The organism is Mesorhizobium sp. M1227, from assembly GCF_040318315.1.
Lineage (GTDB): Bacteria > Pseudomonadota > Alphaproteobacteria > Rhizobiales > Rhizobiaceae > Mesorhizobium.
In genome coordinates, this window is the sequence record NZ_JAMYLZ010000003.1 from 361,666 (window position 1) to 383,053 (window position 21,388).

At 64.7% G+C, this 21,388-nt stretch carries 17 protein-coding genes and 1 pseudogene; 11 read left to right on the plus strand and 7 right to left on the minus strand.

Annotated elements, in window-relative coordinates; genetic code table 11:
- The first annotated feature begins 56 nt into the window (after positions 1-56).
- Positions 57-3,668, plus strand: coding sequence for a bifunctional proline dehydrogenase/L-glutamate gamma-semialdehyde dehydrogenase PutA (gene putA / locus NKH28_RS07265; RefSeq protein WP_352766844.1), 3,612 nt, complete (start codon positions 57-59; stop codon positions 3,666-3,668).
- A 69-nt stretch (positions 3,669-3,737) separates the two neighbouring features.
- Here the strand turns inward: putA and NKH28_RS07270 are convergent, their stop codons facing one another.
- The 3 genes from NKH28_RS07270 to NKH28_RS07280 are packed head-to-tail and all read right to left on the minus strand — an operon-like array spanning position 3,738 to position 7,722.
- A complete protein-coding gene (locus tag NKH28_RS07270; RefSeq protein ID WP_352978356.1) occupies positions 3,738-5,036 on the minus strand; it encodes a TonB family protein in 1,299 nt (432 codons plus the stop codon).
- Between the two features lie 36 nt (positions 5,037-5,072).
- The gene (locus tag NKH28_RS07275) at positions 5,073-5,504 is read right to left on the minus strand and encodes a hypothetical protein (RefSeq protein ID WP_352766840.1); all 432 of its coding nucleotides are present in this window, start codon (positions 5,502-5,504) and stop codon (positions 5,073-5,075) included.
- A gap of 4 nt (positions 5,505-5,508) precedes the next feature.
- Entirely contained in the window at positions 5,509-7,722 is a 2,214-nt protein-coding gene (locus NKH28_RS07280) for a TonB-dependent hemoglobin/transferrin/lactoferrin family receptor (RefSeq protein WP_502906608.1), read from the minus strand.
- Between the two features lie 201 nt (positions 7,723-7,923).
- Here NKH28_RS07280 and hemP point away from each other — a divergent pair, with 201 nt between their 5' ends.
- The 5 genes from hemP to NKH28_RS07305 are packed head-to-tail and all read left to right on the plus strand — an operon-like array spanning position 7,924 to position 12,074.
- A complete protein-coding gene (gene hemP, locus NKH28_RS07285) occupies positions 7,924-8,130 on the plus strand; it encodes a hemin uptake protein HemP (RefSeq protein WP_352451949.1) in 207 nt (68 codons plus the stop codon).
- A gap of 9 nt (positions 8,131-8,139) precedes the next feature.
- On the plus strand, positions 8,140-9,198 hold the full coding sequence (locus NKH28_RS07290) for a hemin-degrading factor (RefSeq protein WP_352978359.1): 1,059 nt from the start codon (positions 8,140-8,142) through the stop codon (positions 9,196-9,198).
- Positions 9,199-9,209: 11 nt separating this feature from the next.
- Positions 9,210-10,118, plus strand: coding sequence for a heme/hemin ABC transporter substrate-binding protein (locus NKH28_RS07295; RefSeq protein WP_352470347.1), 909 nt, complete (start codon positions 9,210-9,212; stop codon positions 10,116-10,118).
- A gap of 5 nt (positions 10,119-10,123) precedes the next feature.
- The gene (locus NKH28_RS07300; protein WP_352614008.1) at positions 10,124-11,227 is read left to right on the plus strand and encodes a FecCD family ABC transporter permease; all 1,104 of its coding nucleotides are present in this window, start codon (positions 10,124-10,126) and stop codon (positions 11,225-11,227) included.
- A gap of 10 nt (positions 11,228-11,237) precedes the next feature.
- Positions 11,238-12,074 carry a heme ABC transporter ATP-binding protein gene (locus NKH28_RS07305; RefSeq protein WP_352685065.1) on the plus strand — a complete coding sequence of 279 codons (837 nt, stop codon included), beginning with the start codon at positions 11,238-11,240 and terminating at the stop codon, positions 12,072-12,074.
- Between the two features lie 173 nt (positions 12,075-12,247).
- On the opposite strand, the gene rirA is transcribed toward NKH28_RS07305, so the two are convergent.
- Positions 12,248-12,709 carry an iron-responsive transcriptional regulator RirA gene (gene rirA / locus NKH28_RS07310; protein WP_352771488.1) on the minus strand — a complete coding sequence of 154 codons (462 nt, stop codon included), beginning with the start codon at positions 12,707-12,709 and terminating at the stop codon, positions 12,248-12,250.
- Between the two features lie 191 nt (positions 12,710-12,900).
- On the opposite strand from rirA, the gene NKH28_RS07315 reads away from it, so the two are divergent.
- From NKH28_RS07315 to NKH28_RS07325, 3 genes are all read left to right on the plus strand, one after another.
- Positions 12,901-14,205 (plus strand): DUF445 domain-containing protein, encoded by a 1,305-nt coding sequence (locus tag NKH28_RS07315; RefSeq protein WP_352978362.1) that lies wholly within the window; start codon positions 12,901-12,903, stop codon positions 14,203-14,205.
- Positions 14,206-14,287: 82 nt separating this feature from the next.
- On the plus strand, positions 14,288-14,716 hold the full coding sequence (locus NKH28_RS07320) for a phasin family protein (RefSeq protein ID WP_352685061.1): 429 nt from the start codon (positions 14,288-14,290) through the stop codon (positions 14,714-14,716).
- Between the two features lie 138 nt (positions 14,717-14,854).
- A complete protein-coding gene (locus NKH28_RS07325; protein ID WP_023676428.1) occupies positions 14,855-15,352 on the plus strand; it encodes a MaoC family dehydratase in 498 nt (165 codons plus the stop codon).
- A 30-nt stretch (positions 15,353-15,382) separates the two neighbouring features.
- Here the strand turns inward: NKH28_RS07325 and NKH28_RS07330 are convergent, their stop codons facing one another.
- A complete protein-coding gene (locus NKH28_RS07330; protein WP_352978425.1) occupies positions 15,383-16,786 on the minus strand; it encodes an aminotransferase-like domain-containing protein in 1,404 nt (467 codons plus the stop codon).
- Between the two features lie 106 nt (positions 16,787-16,892).
- On the opposite strand from NKH28_RS07330, the gene NKH28_RS07335 reads away from it, so the two are divergent.
- Positions 16,893-17,801: a DMT family transporter gene (locus NKH28_RS07335; RefSeq protein WP_352685057.1), complete on the plus strand. Its 909-nt coding sequence runs from the start codon at positions 16,893-16,895 to the stop codon at positions 17,799-17,801.
- Between the two features lie 102 nt (positions 17,802-17,903).
- Here the strand turns inward: NKH28_RS07335 and NKH28_RS07340 are convergent.
- Positions 17,904-19,295: pseudogene (locus NKH28_RS07340) on the minus strand (MFS transporter); the annotation flags it as partial.
- A 139-nt stretch (positions 19,296-19,434) separates the two neighbouring features.
- Here NKH28_RS07340 and NKH28_RS07345 point away from each other — a divergent pair.
- Entirely contained in the window at positions 19,435-20,328 is an 894-nt protein-coding gene (locus tag NKH28_RS07345) for a LysR family transcriptional regulator (protein WP_352614065.1), read from the plus strand.
- Positions 20,329-20,347: 19 nt separating this feature from the next.
- Here the strand turns inward: NKH28_RS07345 and NKH28_RS07350 are convergent, their stop codons facing one another.
- Complete coding sequence (locus NKH28_RS07350; protein ID WP_352614014.1) at positions 20,348-21,388, minus strand: zinc-dependent alcohol dehydrogenase family protein; 1,041 nt, start codon at positions 21,386-21,388, stop codon at positions 20,348-20,350.

Here is a 21,388-nt window from a genome sequence, read left to right on the forward strand (position 1 = left end):
CCGTTCGGTCCGGTGACCGTCGGCCCGCTCCCTTATGCTCGCTCTACAGGACCGCCATGCCAGCGCTCGACACCATCCGCCAGCAGATCCGTGCCAATTATTTGCCCGACGAAGACCAGGCGGTGAAGCGGCTGGCCGAGGCGGCCGGGCTGTCCGCGCAAGACCGCAAGGCGATTTCGGCGCGTGCCGCCGATCTAGTGCGGGCGGTGCGCGGCTCGTCCGATCCGCGGCTGATGGAGGTCTTCCTGTCCGCCTATGGCCTGTCGACCAAGGAGGGCGTGGCGCTGATGTGCCTGGCCGAGGCGCTGCTGCGGGTGCCAGACACCGAGACGATGGACGACCTTATCGCCGACAAGATCGCGCCGCACGACTGGTCGGCGCATGCGGGCGGCTCGAGCTCGATCTTCATCAATGCGTCGACCTGGGCGCTGATGCTGACCGGCCGCGTGCTCGACGAGGGCGAGGGCGGCATCGAAGGCACGCTGCGCGCCATGGTGCGCCGGCTTGGCGAGCCGGTCATCCGCAAGGCCGTCGCCGCCGCCATGCGCGAAATGGGCGAGCAGTTCGTGCTCGGCCGCACCATTGCCGAGGCGGTCAGGCGCGGCCGACCGATGACGCAGAAGGGCTATCTCTATTCTTTCGACATGCTGGGCGAGGCGGCCCGCACCGAGGCCGACGCGCTGCGCTACCTCAAGGCATATGCCGATGCCATCTCTTCGCTCGATGCCGGCGCCAACGGCCCCGACATCCGCCAGAACCACGGCATCTCGGTAAAACTGTCTGCGCTGCATCCGCGTTATGAAGTGACGCAGAAGGAAAAGATGCTGCCCGTCATGGCCGAGCGGCTGTTGTCGCTGGCGCTGGCGGCGCGCCATTCACGCATGGGCCTCAACATCGACGCCGAGGAAGCCGACCGCCTCGATTTGTCGCTCGACGTCATCGAGCGGGTGCTGGCCGAACCGGAGCTTGCCGGCTGGAACGGTTTTGGCGTCGTCGTGCAGGCCTATGGCCCGCGCGCGGCCTTCGTCATCGACTGGCTCTACGAGCTGGCGAGGAAATACGACCGCAGCATCATGGTGCGGCTGGTCAAGGGTGCCTATTGGGACACCGAGATCAAGCGGGCGCAGACGCTCGGGCTCGACGGCTATCCGGTTTTTACCCGCAAGGCCAACACCGACGTCTCCTACCTGGCCTGCGCCAAGAAGCTGTTGGCGATGACCGACCGCATCTACCCGCAATTTGCCACCCACAACGCCCACACCGTCGCCGCGATTCTGTCGATGACGACGGAGCGCGATACGTTCGAATTCCAGCGGCTGCATGGCATGGGCGAGGCGCTGCATGAGACGGTGCGGCGGGCCGAAGGCACTCGCTGCCGCATCTATGCGCCGGTCGGTGCTCATTCCGACCTGCTCGCCTATCTGGTCCGCCGGCTGCTCGAAAACGGCGCCAATTCCTCCTTTGTCCACCAGCTCACCGACGAGGAAGTCGAGCCCGAGGACATTGCCCGCGACCCGCTCGAAACGGTGGAGAAACAAGGTCCCGCCGCCAATCCAGCGATCGTGCCGCCGTCGGCAATCTTCGGTCCAGGCCGGCGCAATTCCAAGGGCTTCGATATCACCGACACGCTGACGCTGGCTGCGATCGACAAGGCGAGGGCCGAGTTCGCCGGGCCGGAGCGCTGGCACGCCAAGCCGGTCAGCCGCGCGGCCGGCTACGGCAAGCAGCGTCCGGTCGTCAATCCGGCAAAACCTTCGGAAGTGGTCGGCACGGTCAGCGAGGCCGGCGCCAAGCAGGTCGAGACCGCCGTGCGCATCGCCGTCGAGGCACAACCGGCATGGGCAAGACGGCCGGTCGCCGAGCGCGCTGCCATCCTCAACCGGGCGGCCGATCTCTACGAAGCAAACGCCGTCGAGTTCTTTGCACTCGCCGCCCGCGAGGCCGGCAAATCGCTCGCCGACGGCGTCGCCGAAGTGCGCGAGGCGGTCGATTTCCTGCGCTACTATGCGGCTGAGGCCGCCAATGCCGAGGCGGGCACCGAGGCGCGCGGCGCCATCGCCTGCATCTCGCCGTGGAATTTTCCGCTCGCCATCTTCACCGGGCAGATCGCGGCGGCACTCGTCACCGGTAATTCGGTGATCGCCAAGCCGGCCGAACAGACGCCGCTGATCGCCTTCCGCGCTGTCCAGTTGCTGCGCGAGGCCGGCGTGCCGGAGGATGTCATCCAGCTTCTGCCCGGCGACGGCCCCTCGGTCGGCGGCCCGCTGACCGCTGACCCGCGCATTGCCGGCGTCTGCTTCACCGGCTCGACCGAGGTCGCCAAGCTGATCGAAAAGCAGCTCGCCGACACCGCCGCGCCCGACGCCATGCTGATCGCCGAGACCGGCGGCCTGAACGCCATGATTGTCGATTCCACTGCGCTGCCCGAACAGGCGGTGCGCGACATCCTGGCCTCCGCCTTCCAGAGTGCCGGCCAGCGCTGCTCGGCATTGCGCATTCTCTACGTGCAGAAGGACGTCGAGAAGAAGATGCTTGAGATGCTGAAAGGCGCGATGGAAGCGCTCAGCCTCGGCGACCCGTGGCGGATATCGACCGATGTCGGTCCGGTCATCGATGACGAGGCGCAAGCATCGATCCGTGACTATTGCACCAAAATGGGCCTGCAGGGCCGGCTGATCGCCAAGCTCGAAGCGCCGAAGGACGGCCGCTTCGTTGCGCCGCACGTCTTTCGGGTCAAGGGCATCGAGGAGTTGGAGCGCGAGGTGTTCGGGCCGGTGCTGCATGTCGCCACCTTCGATGCCGACGAGATTGATGCGGTGATCGCGGCGATCAACCGCAAGGGCTATGGCCTGACCTTCGGCCTGCACACCCGCATCGAAGGCCGCGCCCAGCATTTCGTCGATGGCATCCATGCCGGCAACATCTACGTCAACCGCAACCAGATCGGCGCCGTCGTCGGCGCGCAGCCGTTCGGCGGCGAGAGCCTTTCCGGCACCGGGCCGAAGGCCGGCGGCCCACATTATCTTCGACGCTTCCGCAAGGGACCGGAGGCCGGCACCCATCTTGCCGAAGGCCGCAAGGTGACTGCGACCGAGCTCGCCGACAATCTGCCGGACCCGGCGCTTGGCGGCTGGTCGACGCGTCCGGATCGTGTCGCCATCCTGAGGAAACATCTGCGCGGCAAGGGTGCCGCCGCCATCGGCACCGCCGCCGCCATCGATTTCGGCCAGGTCGACCTGCCCGGGCCGACCGGCGAGGCCAACACGCTGTCGCTGTCGCCGCGCGGGCGCGTGCTGTGCCTCGGTCCCGACGCGGATACGCTGCTTGCGCAGACGATCCAGGCGCTGGCCGCCGGCAATGCCGTGCTCGCCGTCGCCCCCGGCGCGCCGGCGGCGCTATCGGCGCTGACCGGCAAGGGCCTGCCGCTGGCGGCGATCGACGGCCGGCCGGACCCGGTCGAAGCGCGCTCGCTGCGCGTCGATGTCGTTGCCTTTTCCGGCACGCCCGAGGCCGCGCGCATCGTGCGCAAGGTCATCGCCGAGCGCGCCGGCCCGATCGTGCCGCTGGTCAGCGAAGTCTATTATCCGGCCGCCTACGCCCACGAGCGCGCCGTCTGCGTCGACACCACGGCGGCGGGCGGCAATGCCAGCCTGCTGGCCGCTGCGTAGGTTTCGCCAGGGTTCGCGTATCGCGGGGCAGGGGCGGCGCCGACTTTGGTATCCACATGAGGACGATCGTTACCTGATAGCGAGCGGAACTTCGAACTGCCAGGCCGAGCGACCGGCTCCTTCCGGAATGGGAGGAAACGGAGAAGCCCGGCGGACTGCGTCGAGTGCGGCTTTGTCCAGCGCGGCAACACCCGAACTGCCCGTCAGCCTAGCCGACCGGACGCTGCCGTTCGAGCCGACGGTAAAGGCAACGGTTGCTGTGCCGGTGGCGCGTGTGCGTGTCGAATTGAAGGCCCGCACCAGTTTTGATCTGATCTTGCCGGGATAGTTCGTGACGGCTGCATTGCCGATGCCTGATTTGCCGCCTCTGCTGGCGGTCAGGATCTTGCCGTCCTTCCTGCCGTCGGCCATGCCGCGCGCGACATCCGTTTCGTCACGGCCGCCGGAGCCGGCTTTTTTCTTCTTGGTGTCGGCTTTGGCCGCAGCCTTGCCCGCCTTCTTGCGCAGGGGCGGCTTTTCGGTTTCAGCCGGTTCGGCTTTTTTGACCGGCTTGTCCTTTGCGGTTGCCTTCTTCGGCCGCTTGGGCTCCGGCCTGTCCGGCTTCGGTTCTTCCGCCGCGCCGACTGTCTCGGTCGTCTGAACCGTTTCCGCCGGCGCCGGGTCGGTTGGTGCCGGTGCGCTTGTCTTGGCAGGCTCGGCTGTTTCTGCGGCGCTGACTGGCGGCGGCACGGCATTGTCGTCGGCAGGCACCAGCCTGTCGGTCGCAAGAACGTCGGGCGATGGGTCCTGGCGCGCCGGCTGGACGGGTTGGGCAGGTGCGGGCTCGGTGCGATCGGCAGGCACAGCGATTTCCGTGGCGGCCTCGTTGACCGGCTCAACCACTTCTTTGTCCGATGTCTCCGCCGCATCGGTGACCGGCTGGAGCGTCTCCTCTGCCGCGGTCGCCTGCGCCTCGACCGTTTCGACCGGCTTGGCGTCCAGCATGGTCACCATCGTCACGTTGGCCACTTCCGGATCGTCTCCGACATCGCCGGCCGCCTGCTGCGGGTCGGCGCCGAGCAGCATTTCGCCTTGCTGGTCGGCACCTTCGATGCTTGGCCGATCGTCCGGCAGCGTGAGAAAGGCCAGCGCCACGGCTACGTGGAATGCGCAAGAGCAGGCGATCGCCACCGTCCAGTTGCGGCGCCGCCGCGTCTGTCGTGCCTGCCGCAATGGCTCCGCAGGCACCGTCGGCAAGTCGCCGTCGGCATCGGCGATGTAACTGTCTTCCGGCCTGTCGCGCAGCGAAACACGCAGCGCCTCGCGCGGGATGGCGAAGTCCGGATCGTCCGGCTCCGGCGGCAGGAAACCGGCTAGTGGCCACGCCACGGCGTTTCGCGCGAATGCGGGTTCCGGTCCCAAAATTCAGACCCCGAAGGCGATGCCGGTCCTGGTCTGCGTCGTCAGCCCGCGCATGCAGGCATTCGGCTCGGCGCCGGCGCATTCCGTGGCGCTGTTGATCAACACGCGGCTGACCTTGCCGCAATCCGTGCCGGCAAGATCGAAACGCGTCACCTTGGTCTTGCCTGCCGGCAGCTCCTTGAAGTCGAGCACGGTCAGCCGCTCGACGACGCCGGCCTCGTTGAACAATGCGATCTCGAATGCCGCCTTGGAAAGGTCGGCGCCGAGATTGTTGGTGACCACGAAGGTCAGGCGGCAGCCCTTGTCGGAGGGCTGCGCGCCGTTGAGCTCGAGGATCAGCGCCGGTGCTTGCTGTTGTGTCCACGCTGGAGCCGCCGCAAGCAATATTGCCAGCACCGCGGCGAACAGACGAAGGGATGCCGTCATGCCTTTCATTGTCTCAGCCTCCAAACCTCATGGTCGCCGCCAGCTTCAGGGTGACGCCTGGCTCGTAGACAACACTGGTGGTTGATGCGTTCAGCGGGTTGGCGTATTTGACGTCGAACAGATTGTCGGCGCGGAAATCGACCTTGAAATTGTCGGTTGCCTGGTAGCTGGCGAAGGCATTAACCAGCGTGTAGTCCTTGGCGACGGCGTTGCCCTGCGGCTTGCCGTTGTATTGCACCTCGCCGCCGACGGTCAGCCTGTCCTCGAGGAAGCGAAAGCCGAGTTGCCCGGTGACCTGGGAGGAAGGGACGGTGACAAGGTCCGCCCGTTCGCCTTCATAGGAAATCGTATGGCCGTCGGTGAACGACGCCGAAAGCCCGGCAAAGCCCCAGGCGGCATCATAGACGCCCTCCATCTCGAAACCGTGGATCTTGGCCTTGGCGAAGTTCTGATACTGGAAGCAGATCGGGATGCCCGGGCCGAACGGGCAGCCGCTGGTCGGGTCGAACGGTGATAGCGTTACGCCATCAATGTAGTCGTCGACGTTGTTGTTGAAATAGGCCGCCTTCAGCCGCAGCGCGTCATCAGCCTCGATGACGCCGTTGGTGCTGTAATTGACGCCAAACTCCACGGTCTTGCCGGTTTCGGGCTTGAGATTGGGATTGGGGAGGAACGGGAAGCTGACGCCGGCTGGATGGTTGCCGCTGATCAGGGTCTCCGACAGCGACGGAGAACGATAGCCTTCAGCGTAGGTGCCGTAGAATTGCAGCCCGGAAAGGCTGGCGCTCTCGAAGGGCGAAATGCCCACTGTGATGCGTGGCGACAGCCGGTCGCCAGAGGTTTCGCCGACATCGCTGTCAAGCTTGTAGCTGTCGTAGCGCAGCCCGGCGACGATCTCGAGCCAGTCCCAGGTGAGCTTGTCCTGAACGTAAGCGCCGGAGACGTTCCTGTTGCCCGAGGGCGTATAGAAGCTGTCGCCGCCCGCCGTGCCGCCTGTCTCGACATCGTCGCCAACCCAGTCGCCGCCATAGGTCAGCTCATGCGCAATGCCGACGGTCTCGAATCTCGACGTGTTCCAAATGTCGATGCCGGAGGTGCCGATGTCGAACGTCGATTTCGAACCCGCCGGCAAAACCACGGGCAGACCGGTGACCGGATCAAACCGGTTTTGCGCCACAAGGGTCGTCAGATCGAGCTTGGTCTTGTTGTAGGATGCGTTGATGTGGAGGTCGAGCCAGCTCTTGTCTTCGTCGGTGATGTTGTAGCGGGCCGTGAACGTATTCGCCTTCAGGTCGGCGTCGTTCACCGGCGCGCTGCCGCTGGTCTCGGTCCATCCGTCGTTCGAGCCGATCCAGCCCAGCTTCAGCTCGCTGTTTTCGCTGGGGCGGATGGTCGTCTTGAGGAGGCCGCTCAAGACGTCGAAGCCAGTGCCCGCCACAGTGTCGCCACCGCCATGCTTGTAGTCGTCATAGTCGCGGTAGACGATATTGCCGAGCACGTCCCAGTTCTCGTTGATCCGATAGGCGCCGGTGGCGCTGGTGGTCCAGCCTTCGCCGTTGGTTTCGTAGCGCCCGGTCGCGGATGCCGCCCAGGTCTCGTCGGGCTTGAGGAAATCCTGCGCATCCTTGGTGTCGAAAAATACGACGCCGCCGATCGCCCCGGAGCCATAGGTGTTGGCGACCGGACCGCGGATCACATCGACGGATTTGATCAATTCGGGATCGATGTAGAAGGTCGATTGCGTGCCATGATCCGAGCGCTGGAAATTCTGGCGGGCGCCGTCGACGATGACGGAGACGCGGCCGAAGTCCTGCAGGCCGCGGATGTTGATGCTGGAACTGACACGCCTTGTGTCGGCCTGGACGGCGACACCCGGCACACCGAACAGCATTTCGTTGGGCGTCGTCGCCATGCGGCGCTCGAGCTGTTCCTCGTCGACATGGCTGGCTGAAGCAAGCGACTCGATCGCCGTCTCGCCGGTACGGCTGAGGATCAGGATCTTGTCGAGCAGTGTGGTACCCGCCGGGGCCGGCTTTACCTTTTCGGGCTGTTGAGACGGGTCAGTCTGCTGCTGGTCGGCTGCCGGTTGGGCGGCCTGCTGGGCGCCGGCCGGTGTGGCAAGCAGCGGGATCGCCGCCGCGCCGGCCAGCAACGCGGCCATTTTGCTTGTCATAGAACAATGTGTCAGGCCGCTGCCCGCCAGCCGTCCCCAATTCGCCAACCCCATGCTGCAGCTCCAAGAATCCATGTTCGATGCTGGCTGGCTTGGGGCTCGCTGGCATTTTTCATCGTGTCCGGCGTCTTAAATGTTGACTCATTTACTCCGGTATTGCACTGCTAGATAACATGATCATTCGAGTCAAGAATTGAATCGGCATTTCACGCAGGCGCCGCGCCAGATGCCCGGCACAGGAAAGGGATCGAACCAATGAACACGCACAATCCCAGCGACTTTCGCTATCGCGTCCGCCGTTCCGACGAAAATTCCGTCCGTTTCGACCGGGTCCAATCGGCCGTGAGAACGCTGTCCAGCAACACGCTGTTCCAGGGCGAGCACGAGATCGGCATCGAGCATCATGGTGCGCTGTACCGGCTGAAGATCACCCGGCAGGGCAAGCTCATCCTCAACAAGTAGGTGGCAGAAATGGACCAGCGCGTAAAACCCGCCCCGCACGAGATCCGGCGGGCACGGGCAGACAATCCGAAAATGCACGAGCGCGACCTCGCCGCCCAGCTCGGTATTTCGGAGGCCGAACTGGTCGCCGCGCATTGCGGCGACGGCGTCGTGCGCGTCGAGCCGCGTGTCAACGACCTTTTGACTGGCCTCGAAGCTGTCGGTGAGGTGATGGCGCTGACCCGCAACGAAAGCGCGGTGCACGAGAAGATCGGCGTCTACGACAAGGTTGTCACCGGTAATCACAATGCCATGGTGCTCGGCGAAAATATCGACCTGCGTATTTTCCCAAAAGTTTGGGCGCACGGCTTTGCCGTGGAAAAGCGCGATGGCGCCGACATCCGCCGCAGCCTGCAGTTCTTCGACACCGCAGGCGAGGCGGTACACAAGGTGCATCTCAGGCCAGCCTCCAACCTCTACGCCTATCAGAAACTGGTGGCCGGGCTGGAATCGCCGAACCAGGAGCCGACGGTGGCGATTTCAGCGGGCACGGCTGACGAGACCGAGACTGCGGACAATTCGGCGAGCATCGACGATCTGCGCGACCGCTGGAGCCGGCTGACCGACGTGCACCAGTTCTTCGGCATGCTGAAGACACTGAAGATCAGCCGCCGACAGGCGGTGCGCATGGTCGGCCAGGACTACGCCTGGCTGGTCGACAAGGATGCAGTGAACGCCATGTTCAACCACGCCGCTGCCGGCGCCATGCCGATCATGTGCTTTGTCGGCAATCGCGGCTGCATCCAGATCCATTCCGGCCCCGTCGCCTCGATCAAGCCGATGGGACCATGGCTCAACGTGCTCGACGAGACCTTCCATCTGCACCTGCGGACCGACCACATCGATGAGGTCTGGGCCGTGCGCAAGCCGACCGGGGACGGCCATGTCACGTCGCTCGAAGTCTATGGCGCCGACGGCAAGATGATCATCCAGTTCTTCGGTAAGCGGCATGAAGGCGAAAGCGAGCGCGACGACTGGCGCTTTCTGGCCGAAAACCTGCCGCGTATCCCAAGCCCGACCGCAGCCTGAGGAAAACGACGATGGTTCTTGTCTCCAGGCTGGCATCGGTCTCCAGGTCGGCGCTTGGTCCTGCGGCCGCCGTTTTCCTGGCCTTCGCCGCGCTGATAACGGCTCAAGCCGCTGAGGGCATCGCGACTTTCGCCGATCGCTCGAGGATCGTGGCTATTGGTGGCTCGATCACCGAGATCGTCTACGCGCTCGGTGAACAGGATCGTCTTGTCGCACGCGATTCGACCAGCCGCTATCCGCAAGCGGCGGTGGAACTGCCGGATATCGGCTACATGCGCCAGCTGTCGCCGGAGGGTGTGCTGTCGGTCAAGCCGTCGGGCATATTGGCCCTGCGCGGCAGCGGACCGAAGGAAGCCGTCGACGTCTTGAAGAAATCAAGCATCCCGTTCATCGAGGTGACCGAGCGCTATGATAATCAAGGCATTCTCGAAAAGATCCACATCGTCGGCAAGGCGCTTGGCACCGAGGCCAAGGCCGATGCGCTGGCGGCCCAGATAGACGCCAAGCTGAAGGCAGCCGAAAAGCAGACCGCCTCGATCAAGGAGCGCAGGCGCATCCTGTTCGTGCTGTCGATGCAGGGCGGCAAGCTGCTTGCTGCCGGCAGCGACACCGCCGCCGACGGCATCATCAAGCTTTCGGGCGGCATCAACGCCATCGACGGCTTTGCCGGCTACAAGCAATTGTCGGACGAGGCAGTCATCACCGCCAGGCCCGACGTGATCCTGATGATGAACAACGCCGGGCCGGCCACCGCGGATGACGAATTGTTTTCGAACCCTGCCGTGGCTTCGACGCCGGCGGGTGCCGCCCGCAAGCTGATCCGCATGGACGGCGGCTATCTGCTCGGCTTCGGCCCGCGCACGGCCGACGCCATCCACGACCTCGCCGTCTCGCTCTATGGCGGCCAGGTCACGGATTGAGCGCGATGGCGGATCATTCGATCGCCGGTGCGGCGGGCATCATGGCGACGGCAGCCGAGGGTGATCGTTCGCGGCGCGCCCGCCTTGTCATCGTGCTGCTCTGCGTCGGGTTGACTATCGCCGCGATGTTGTCGCTGACCTCCGGCGCATCCGATGCCTCGGCCATCGGCGTCATGCACGACTGGCTGTTCGGCGCGTTGCCCGGCGACGCGGCATTGAGCGCCCGCGACCGCCTGATCATCCATGACATCCGTCTGCCGCGCGTTGTTCTGGGCGTGCTGATCGGCGCATCGCTTGCAGTCTCCGGTGCCGTCATGCAGGGGTTGTTCCGCAATCCGCTGGCCGACCCCGGCCTGATCGGCGTTTCGGCCGGATCGAGCCTCGGTGCGGTCGCCGTCATCGTGCTTGGCTCGACCATGCTGGCGCCGCTGACTTCGGCGCTCGGCACGATGGCTTTGCCGCTGGCTGCGTTCTGCGGCGGGCTGGCTACGACATTGCTGCTCTATCGGGTCGCGACACGGCAAGGCCAGACCTCCGTCGCCACCATGCTGCTCGCCGGCATCGCGCTGGCCGCGCTTGCCATGGCGCTGACTGGCATCCTGATCTTCATGGCCGACGACCGGCAATTGCGCGACCTGACCTTCTGGCAGCTCGGCTCGCTGGGCGGCGCAACCTGGCAGAAGATCGGCTCGGTCGGGCCGGTCATCGTGCTGGCGCTGGCGGCAATGCCGTTCCTGGCGCGCGGCCTCAACGCGCTGGCGCTCGGCGAGGCCACGGCCGGCCATCTCGGCATTCCGGTGCAGCGGCTGAAATACTCCGCGATTGTCGGCGTCTCGGCAGCGGTCGGCGCGTCGGTCGCCGTCAGCGGCGGCATCGGCTTCGTCGGCATCGTCGTGCCGCATTTGCTGCGCCTGCTGATCGGCCCCGACAACCGCTATTTGCTGCCGGCATCGGCACTGCTTGGTGCCGCGCTGCTGCTGTTGGCCGACGCCGTCGCCCGCACCATCGTTGCCCCGGCCGAATTGCCGATCGGCATCGTCACCGCGGTCGCCGGTGCGCCGTTCTTCCTGTGGATCCTGCTGCGCAAGCGCGGCGTCATCGACTTGTGAGGGTTTGCCTATGATCGAAGCGCGCGATGTCTCGGTGGCGATTGGCGGCAAGCGCATTGTCACCAATGTCGATTTCGAGGCGCGGCCCGGCGAAATCGCGGCCATCGTCGGCCCCAACGGTTCGGGCAAGACGACCTTCCTCAGAGCACTGTCCGGCGATCTTGGCTATTCGGGAGAGGTCACCGTCAACGGCCGCAATCTATCCGCGATGAAGCCTCTCGAAGCGGCGACGCTGCGCGCCGTGCTGCCGCAGGCGACGACGCTGTCCTTCCCGTTCACAGTGCGTGAGATCGTCAGGCTGGGCCTGGTCGGCGGGCGCTCCGGCGCGCTGTCCGGCGAGGACCAGCGCCTGCCCGAACGGGCGCTGGCTCGCGTCGACCTCGACGGTTTCGCCGGCCGCTTCTACCAGGAGCTGTCCGGCGGCGAACAGCAGCGCGTGCAGCTTGCTCGCGTACTCTGCCAGGTCTGGGCGCCGGTGCTCGACGGCAAGCCGCGCTATTTGTTCCTCGACGAGCCGGTGTCCAGCCTCGACATCAAACACCAGCTGATCATCATGGACATCGCCCGCGATTTCGCCAGACGCGGCGGCGGCGTGGTCGCCATCCTGCACGACCTCAATTTGACGGCGATGTATGCCGACCGGATTTTCGTCATGCATCGCGGCAGGCTCGCCGCTACAGGTTCGCCGCAACAGGTGCTCAGCGACGAGCTGATCGAAAAGGTCTTCGATTGCCGGCTGAAGGTCGGCGTGTTGCCGGCGGCAAACATGCCGTTCGTATTGCCGCAGTCGGGCCTGCAAATGGCGGTTTCCTGCGCTTCCGGCCTTCGCCGGCCGAAGCATTCATGAGAGGTGCGGCAGTTAACGCTATGGCCGGCGCAGGCCGGTACTCACGTACCCAAACGTACGCTCCGTTCCGGTTCTCGGAACCCACCATTTTGGTCGCTTCGCGCCCGTCTTCGACTCCGGCTCGGCCTGACCTGAATCTCAACAGACCTCACCAATTGAGATGCGACCAAAAATCAGGCGGCCGGCGCCCTTTGCACCAGCATGTCGATGCCGAGCAGGTGGCGCACATTCGGGCGCGCCGCCACCAGATCGGCGATCGTGTAGCGCGACAGCACGGCGAAGAAGGCGTTGAGCGCTTCGCGCAATGCCGAATTCAGCGCGCAGCTGTCGACCAGCGGACATTCGGCGGCGTCGTTCTCGAAGCACTCGGCCATGGCAAAGCTTTCCTCCGTTACCCGCACGACATCGAACAGGCTGATTGATTCGGCCGTGCGGCCGAGCCTGACGCCGCCATTCCTGCCGCGCACCGTTTCGATCAGGCCGTTTTCGACCAGCGGCTGCAGGATCTTGAACAGGAAAAGTTCCGATACCGAATAGGCGGCGGCGATCTCGGGGATGCGGCTCAACCGCTCGGTGTTGGCGGCGCAATACATCAGAATGCGCATTGCGTAGTTGGTCTGACGGGTAAGCCGCATTGTGTCCTCACATAGCAGTGGTTGGCATCAATATGGCCTATAGTTTGGAACAATTCCAGACTGGCGCTGCATAATAGATGAATTCCGGCGTCAAGTTTGCGTGCACGATTGCGCGCACCGGAACCAGCGGCGCGCTTTCTGAGGCAGGCGACACTAGATAAGTTCGCATACACGATCAGGAGCGGCCCATCATGTCACGACCAGCCCCGGCATTTGCATCCGTCGCGTCCGTCCGGTTCGACGCCGATGCCGACGCCAAGCTTTCGGCGCTCAGGCGCACCAAGTTCGTCGCCGCCGCAGCACTTGCGTTTTGCGTGCTGATCTTCGCGGTGGCGAAATCGCTCGAGAGCCGGCATGCGTGGCTGGGCTTCGTCGCCGCTTTCGCCGAGGCCGCGACGATCGGCGGCCTGGCGGACTGGTATGCGGTGGTGGCGCTGTTTCGGCGGCCGCTTGGCCTGCCGATCCCGCATACGGCCATCATCCCGGAAAACCAGAACCGCATCGCCGACAATCTCGGCCGCTTCATCGAGGTGAATTTCCTGGCGCCGGAACCGGTGCGCGAAAAGCTCGCCGAGGTCGACTTTTCCGCGCTGGTCGCGGACTGGCTGGCCGACCCGAACCGCGCCGCCGATTTGTCGCGCTTCGTCGGCCGGCTGGTGCCGCAGACGCTGGCGGCGGTCGAGCAATCCGGGCTGCGCGGCTTCGTCACCAGCCGTATGCTGGAGCAGATCAAAAAGGTGCCGCTGGCGCCGCTCGCCGCCGAACTGCTGTCGGCGCTGACTGATGATCGCCGCCACCAGAAACTGTTCGACGAGTTCACCAAGGTGGTCGGCCGCTTCCTGAGCGACGAGCAGGCGCTGGCGACGATGCGCGAGAGGATCCGCGAGGAACTGCCGTCGCTGTTCAACCTGTTTCGCGCCGACGCCTATCTGTTGAAGAAGATCATTGCGTCGGCCGGCTCGCTGCTCGATGAGGTGCGGGCCGATCCGCACCATCCGATGCGAGTCGAATTCGACCTTTTCGTCGAAACCTTCGTCGAGCGGCTGAGGACATCCAAACAATATGCCAGGCGCGCCGAAAAGCTGAAGCGCGATTTCCTTGCCCGGCCGGAGCTCAGCGCGCTGGCCGGCGATATGTGGGACAGCCTGCGGCTGTTCATCGAACAGGACGCCAAGGCGCCGAATTCGATGATCCGCGACCATCTCGCCACCATGTTCGTCGAGGTCGGCCGCCATCTTGCCGACGACGCGCAGATCAGGGCCGACATGAACCAGGGGTTCATCGTGGCGCTGGCCTCCTTCGTCGAAAGCCAGAAGAGCGGCGTGTCGAAGTTCATCGCCGACCAGGTCAAGCGCTGGGACCTCGCGCAACTGACAAGGCTTATCGAAATGAACATCGGCAAGGACCTGCAATATATCCGCTTCAACGGCATGATCATCGGTGGCCTTGCCGGCCTCGTGCTCTACACTGCCGAACGGCTGTTTCTTGTCGGCTGACTAGTCCGAATGGACCGCTGAGCTTCGCTGCACTATCTTCCGTGCAGTGGCGGCGTTCGCGGCAACAGGGGAGAGAACCAGCATGGCAAAACGACCGGAGTCCGAGTCCTTCATCGACATGTTCGGCAAATTCGGCCGCGACCTGAAGCTGCCGAATGTCGATGTCGAGGCGATCCTCGCCCACCACGCCAGGAACCTGGAAGCGCTGGAGAAGTCGGCACGGGCGAGCGCCGCCGGAGCGTCGGCGCTGTTGTCAAGGCAACGCGAGATGCTGCAGGACACGCTGCGCGAAATCACCCACATGGCACAAAGCTACAGAGCACCCGGCAATCCGCAGGAAATGATGCAGAAGCAGGCGGCGTTCGCCAGGAAATCCTTCGAGACCGCGCTGAAGAATGCCGGCGAGATGGCCGAACTGGCAAGGGCGTCCGGCACCGAATCAATTGAAATCCTGCGCAGCCGCATCAAGGAGGCGATGGAGGAGATCCGCGCCGGCCACGACAAGAGGTAAGCTGTTCCCCGGCAGCACGCTTGCCGGCAGCGAAGACCGGCGGTTCGCGGCCGAAGATTATGGGCTGGAATCGCACTGGCGAATTGACAGGGGCGGCCCGTCGTGGTCCGGAACAGGCAAGCGATCGGGAAAGCAGGAATGACGCAGATACGGCCGAGGACGCCGCCGACCTTCGAGCAACTCAGGGCGATGGCCGGGCAGGAGTTGGGCGTTTCGGACTGGACGCTGGTCGATCAGCACCGCATCGACCAGTTTGCCGAATGCACGGGCGATCATCAATGGATCCATGTCGATCCCGAGCGGGCGAAGCGGCAAAGCCCGTTCCGCACCACGATCGCGCATGGCTATCTGACTCTGTCGATCATCGGCGCGCTGGCGCTCGAGATGGGGATCGTACCTGAAAACACGCAGGCCGCGTTCAACTACGGTTTCGACAAAGTGCGCTTCGTGGCGCCGGTCAGGGTCGGCTCGCGAATCAGGCTGCGCACCACGCTGTTGTCGATGGAAGACAAAGGTCCGGGGCAATATCTGATGAAGGCCGCCAATACGGTCGAGATCGAAGGCGAGCAGAGGCCGGCGCTGACCGCCGAGACGCTCGTCATGCTTTATGCACGCCGCAAGCGGGCAGGGGCCTGAGAGTTCAGCCTCAGTTTTGCGGCAGCGCAATCAACGCGACATCGCCTGTTCAAGCGCCCTGAAAACCCGGTCGTCTCCCGATTGGGCGACGTTGAAGCGCATGTAACGGCTGGCCGAACGGGACAGGCTGAACGCATTGCCGGGCGCAAGCACGACATTGGCCGACAGAGCATGGCGGGCGACGTCCGCGGCATCTATCCCCTCCGGCAGCCTGCACCATAGAAACATGCCGGCGGGCTGATCTATCCATGGCACGATGCCGATCGCCCTGAGGCGGGTGCCGGTTTCTTCCATGGCGCGCGAGAGCCGCGCGCGCAGCAGATCGACGTGCTTGCGATAGAGGCCGTCCTTCAGCAGCGTCAGTACCAGTTCGGATGCAAGCCGACCGCTGCCAAACGACGTGGCGATCTTGAGATCGGTCAATCCTTCCATCCAGTCGCGAGGAGCGGCGATGAAGCCGCAGCGCACCGATGCCGACAGCGTCTTGGAAAAGCTTCCGATATGAATGACCCGGCTGAGGCCGTCGAAGGCAGCCAGCCTGGGCGCCGGTGTGTGTTCGAAATCGGCGAAGATATCGTCCTCGATGATCGTCAGCCCCGACTGGTCGGCGAGCTTCAGCAGCCGATGGGCAACGACCGGGGACAATATCGCGCCGGTCGGATTGTGGAGCGCCGAATTGGTGATGTAGAGGCGCGGCCGGTGCTCGTTCAGCGCTTGCGCGAACCGTTCGATGTCCGGACCCGAGCGCGTGTAGGGGACGCTGATCACCTTGGCCCGATGGGCGCGCAACAGGGCATGGAAGTTGAAGTAGCAGGGATCGTCGACCAACACCGTGTCACCCGGTTCGAGCAGGAACCGGCACAGCAGGTCGATCGCCTGAGTGCCCGATTCCGCCAGCATGATCTGGTCCGGGGAGGCTTCGATACCGTGCTCGGCCATGCGCCGCGCCAGCAGATGGCGTAGCGCCGGCAAGCCGAGCGGCGTGCCGTAATCGGTCAGCGCTGCGTCGTCGGCGCGGGCCATCGTCCGCAGCGCGCGACGCAATCCGGCCTCGGGCATCCACGACGCCGGCAACCAGCCGCAACCCGGTTTCAGGACGCCGTCGCCGGCTTCCAGCGATTGGCGCGAGACCCAGAGCGGGTCGACAGCACGGTCAAGCCTGGGGCCGATCTCGGCCAGTGACAGCGGAGCCAGCGGTCCGGCGGCATAGAAACCCGAGCCTGGCCGCGAGCGGATCATGCCTTCCGCCGCCAGACGCTCATAGGCTTCGACCACGGTGGATTTGGAAACCTGCATGGCCTTGGCGAACGCCCGGATCGAAGGCAGCCGCGTTCCCGGTGTGAGGCTGCGCGCGGCGATCCTGTGCCTGATCGTCGCCATGACGCTTTCGACAAGCGTTCGGCTGCGCTCATCTGTTGTCGTCTGCTCATCCATCCGTACTGCTCGCCCTACCATGACGGTTTTGTCAAACTGTACCTGATTGTCTCTGGCGGAGCCAGACCGCCCGGCCCGATAGAGGGCGAAAACGAGCGGGGCATCGATGAACAAGGCGATGAGTAGTTGGGCGGCGAGTAGTTGGGCGGCGAGTGGTTGGGCGGCGAGTGGCTGGGTCAACGGGTTCATAGGCGTGCTGATCTTCAGCGGTTCGCTTCCGGCGACGCGCGTGGCGGTGATGGATTTCGATCCGGTGTTCGTAACGGTCGCCCGTGCGGCTTCGGCGGGCATCCTCGGCCTGGCGCTGCTGCTCATTTTTCGTCAGAAGCGTCCGGAGCGGCGAGATCTGTTCCCGCTGGCGATCGTGGCGCTTGGCGTCGTGGTCGGCTTTCCCCTGCTGACGGCGCTGGCGCTCAAGCACATCACGTCGGCTCACTCCATCATTTTCGTCGGCCTGTTGCCGTTGGCGACCGCGATCTTCGGTGTGGTTCGAGGCGGTGATCGCCCGAAGCCGGCGTTCTGGCTGTTCTCGTGCCTCGGCAGCGCCCTTGTCGCCGGTTTCGCAGTCACCCAAGGCCTGTCGGTCTCGCCGCTCGGCGACATCTTGATGCTGGCCGCCATCATCGTGTGTGGATTGGGCTATGCCGAAGGAGCGGCGCTGTCGCGCAAACTCGGCGGTTGGCAGGTGATTTCGTGGGCGCTGGTGCTGTCGCTGCCCCTCATGCTGGCGCTGACGTTCATCACTTTGCCGCCGTCGCTCGAAAGTGCCGGCAGGGGCGCCTGGATCGGCTTGGCCTATGTTTCGCTGTTCAGCATGCTGATCGGTTTCGTGTTCTGGTATCGCGGCCTGGCGCAAGGCGGCATCGCCGCCGTCGGGCAGTTGCAACTGCTGCAGCCCTTCTTCGGCCTCGGGCTGGCGGCAGCGCTGCTGCATGAGCAGGTCAGTCCCGCCATGATCGCCGTCGCCGCCGCCGTCGTACTTTGCGTCGTCGGTGCCAAGAGATATGCGAGATAGGTGCGCCAGTTGCCGGAGTTGCATGCGAACCGGGTGGAAACCCTCAAGGATGCTTGGCAACGATATCAGTTCGCCCGGCCGTGGCGCGGGCTGAAAATACCGCAAGATCAGCGCCATCAGCACCAGGCCCGTCGCCAGCTGGAAAGTGACCTGCATCCCTCGTGCCGCTGCCGCAGGTGCCAACACTGCCAAGCCAGTGCCTTCCCCAGCCGATGCGAAGGCGAACACCGCGCCCATCACCGACGCACCGGTGATCAGGCCGAGATTGCGCGACAGATTGAGCAGGCCGGAGACGACGCCACGCTGGTCGGATGCGACGCCCGTCATCACGGCCGAATTGTTGGAGGTCTGAAACAGGCTGTAGCCGGTGCAGACGATGATGATTGGTACGACATAGCCGGCAATGCCGAATTCCGCCCGCGACAGACCAAAGGTGCCAATAGCGAGATCGAACAGGCCGACGATCATCATCCGGTTCGCCCCGAAACGATCGACCAGGCGTCCGGCCGGCAGCGCCGCCAATGCGGTAACCAGAGGGCCGGTCGACAGAACCAGCCCGACCATGGCCGCGTCTAGCCCAAGCGCGCGCGACAGATAGAATGGTGCGACCACCAGCGTCGCCATCATCACCGTGGCGACGATCAGGTTCATGGCGAGGCTTGCGTTCAACGCCTGGTCGCGGAACCTCGCAGGTTGAATCAAAGGGTTCTGGACCCTTGTCTGCGCAATGACAAACAGCAGGCCAGCCACGGTTGCGGCAATCAGCAAGCCGACATTGAGAGAACCAAAACTGCCACGCCCAAGGGTCATGGCGAGCGCATAGGCGGCTAGCGTCAGCGCGAGCAAAGCCGTGCCGATCCCGTCGAAACCGCGCCGACCTGGCGTCTTTTTTCCGGCCGGCAGGAAGCGCCAGGCAAGCGCAAAGGCCAGCATCCCCAATGGCAGATTGATGAGGAAGATCGCGCGCCAGCCGAGGCCGGCGATCAACTGTCCGCCAAGGGAGGGGCCAAGCGTGGTGCCGATCGCCGACATGGCGCCGAGCAGGCCCATGGCGCTGCCGGTTTTATCCCGGGGAACCGTGTCGGCGACAAAGGCCAGCGTCAGAGCCATCATAATGGCCGCGCCGAGCCCCTGTGCCGCCCGAGCGGCAATCAGCAGCCAGAGCGTCGGCGCGAGCCCGCAAAGCACCGATGCGAACGTGAACAGGGCAATGCCGCCGAGCAATAGCGGTCGGCGGCCGAATATGTCGGCGAGCCGCCCGACGCTGACGATCAAGGTGGTGATGGCGAGCAGATAGGCCAGGACGACCCATTGCACGAGCTGGAACGATGCGTCGAACGCCTGCATCAGCGATGGCAGCCCGACGCTGGCGATGCTGGTGGCGAGCGACGACAGCAGCGTTGAAAGCGACAGGCTTGCCAATGCCCATCGGGTCGAGCGTGCGCCGCTCACCGGGGCAACTTCGTCCCAGGTCTTTTCAGCGGTCGATGCCAAGGTGAACTCCTTTGCCGGCAGCCCCCAATCGGAGCTGTCGGACGCTATTCCCTCGCCTGATGTGGCGGAAGGCGCAGTATTTGCATCTTATTCGTGCATGAAACGCCACATCGCGGCCGAGCTGTGCTACGGTCCGTCGATGTCGTCGCCAGATCTCAATCTGCTTGTCGCCCTCGATGTGCTGCTGACCGAGGGCAGTGTGGCGCGCGCGGCCGGGCGGCTGCGCCTCAGTCCCTCGGCGATGAGCCGGACGTTGGCGCGGTTGCGCCAGGCGACAGGCGACCCATTGTTGGTCCGGGCCGGCCGTGGCCTGGTTGCGACGCCGCGCGCGCTCGAGTTGCAGCAACAGGTAGGCCGCGTCGTTCAGGATGCGGAAGCGCTGCTGCGCCCGGCCAAGCTCCTCGACCTCTCTGCTCTCGACAAGGTCTTCACGCTGCGCGCCAACGAAAGTTTCGTCGAGGAGTTCGCACCGCGTCTTCTGACCCGTGTCGAAGCGGATGCGCCTGGCGTGCGGCTGCGTTTTGCGCCGAAATCCGACAAGAACGACATGTCGTTGCGTGGCGCGGCGGTTGACCTCGAAATCGGGGTTGCCAGTGAAACGAACCCTGAAATGCGCATTCAGGCGCTGTTTCGCGACCGCTTCATCGGTGCGGTGCGAACGGGTCACAGCCTGGGCGAGGGCCCAATGACGCCGGAACGCTATGCGGCCGGCCGCCACATCAGCGTTTCGCGGCGTGGCCGCGAAAAGGGCCCGATCGACGAGGCCTTGAAACTGCTCGGTCTCCAGCGGACGATCGTGTGCATGGTTTCCAGCTTCTCGGCCACGCTCGCCATGGCGCGCGCCTCCGATCTGATCGCCAGCGTCCCCGAACGGCACACGCTGGGCGCGCGCACGGGCATGTACAGCTTCCCGTTGCCGGTCGATATCGAGGAGGTCACCATTTCGATGCTGTGGCATCCGCGACTCGATGCCGATCCGGCACAACGCTGGCTGCGAGCCTGCGTGCGGGAGGTCTGCGCGTCGTTTCGCTGATCCAGGCTCAGGGCGTGATCTAGAATCTGGTCACCACGCCGATGCCTATGCCTTCGAAGCCGCCCATCGCCATCAATGCGGCCGGCGCCTCTTCGAGGCTGATCTTCTTGCCGACCAGCAGTTCGGGTTTCAGCTTGCCGGTGCGGATCATCTCCATCATCGCCTGGTAGCGAAACGCCTGCATGCCGTGGCTGCCGCGGATTTCGAGCTCGAATGCGATCACCTTGTCCATCGGAATCTGCGGCCTGGCATGGTCGCCGAGCATCAGGCCGACCTGCACGTGGCGCCCGCGGCGGCGCAGGTTTGCGATCGAGTTGAACGAGGTACTGGGGTGGCCGAGCGCGTCCATCGACATGTGCGCGCCGCCATTGGTGATCTGCTTGACCGCCTTGACCACGTTCGGCGTCTTTGCCGCGTTGATCGTCGCCACCGCGCCGATCTTTTTGGCAAAGTCCAGCTTCTCGTCGGTGAGGTCGATGGCGACGACATTGGCGCCCATGACGCTGGCGATCATGATCGCCGACAGGCCGACGCCGCCGCAGCCATGCACGGCAACCCATTCGCCGGGGGTCACGCGGCCCTGATCGACGATGGCGCGGAACGAGGTGACGAAGCGGCAGCCGAGGCTAGCGGCGGTGGCGAATTCCATCTCGTCGGGCAAGCGTACGAGATTGGTGTCGGCATGGTCGATGGCGACATATTCGGCGAACGAACCCCAGGCGCTGAAGCCGGGCTGGAACTGATGTTCGCAGACCTGGTGGTTGCCCGACGTGCATTCGAAGCAGCGGCCGCAGCCGACGGCAAACGGCACAGTGACGCGCTCGCCGCCCTTCCAGCGGGTCACCTGGTTGCCCACCGCGGCCACGACGCCGGCAAGCTCGTGGCCAGGCACATGCGGCAGGCGGATACCGTCGTCGTGCCCCATCCAGCCATGCCAGTCGCTGCGGCAGAGGCCGGTGGCCTCAACCTTGATGACGACGCCTTCCGGCGCCGGCGTCGGATCCGGCACGGTCTGGATCGTCGGCGCCTCGCCGAATTTTTCGAAGACGACGGCTTTCAT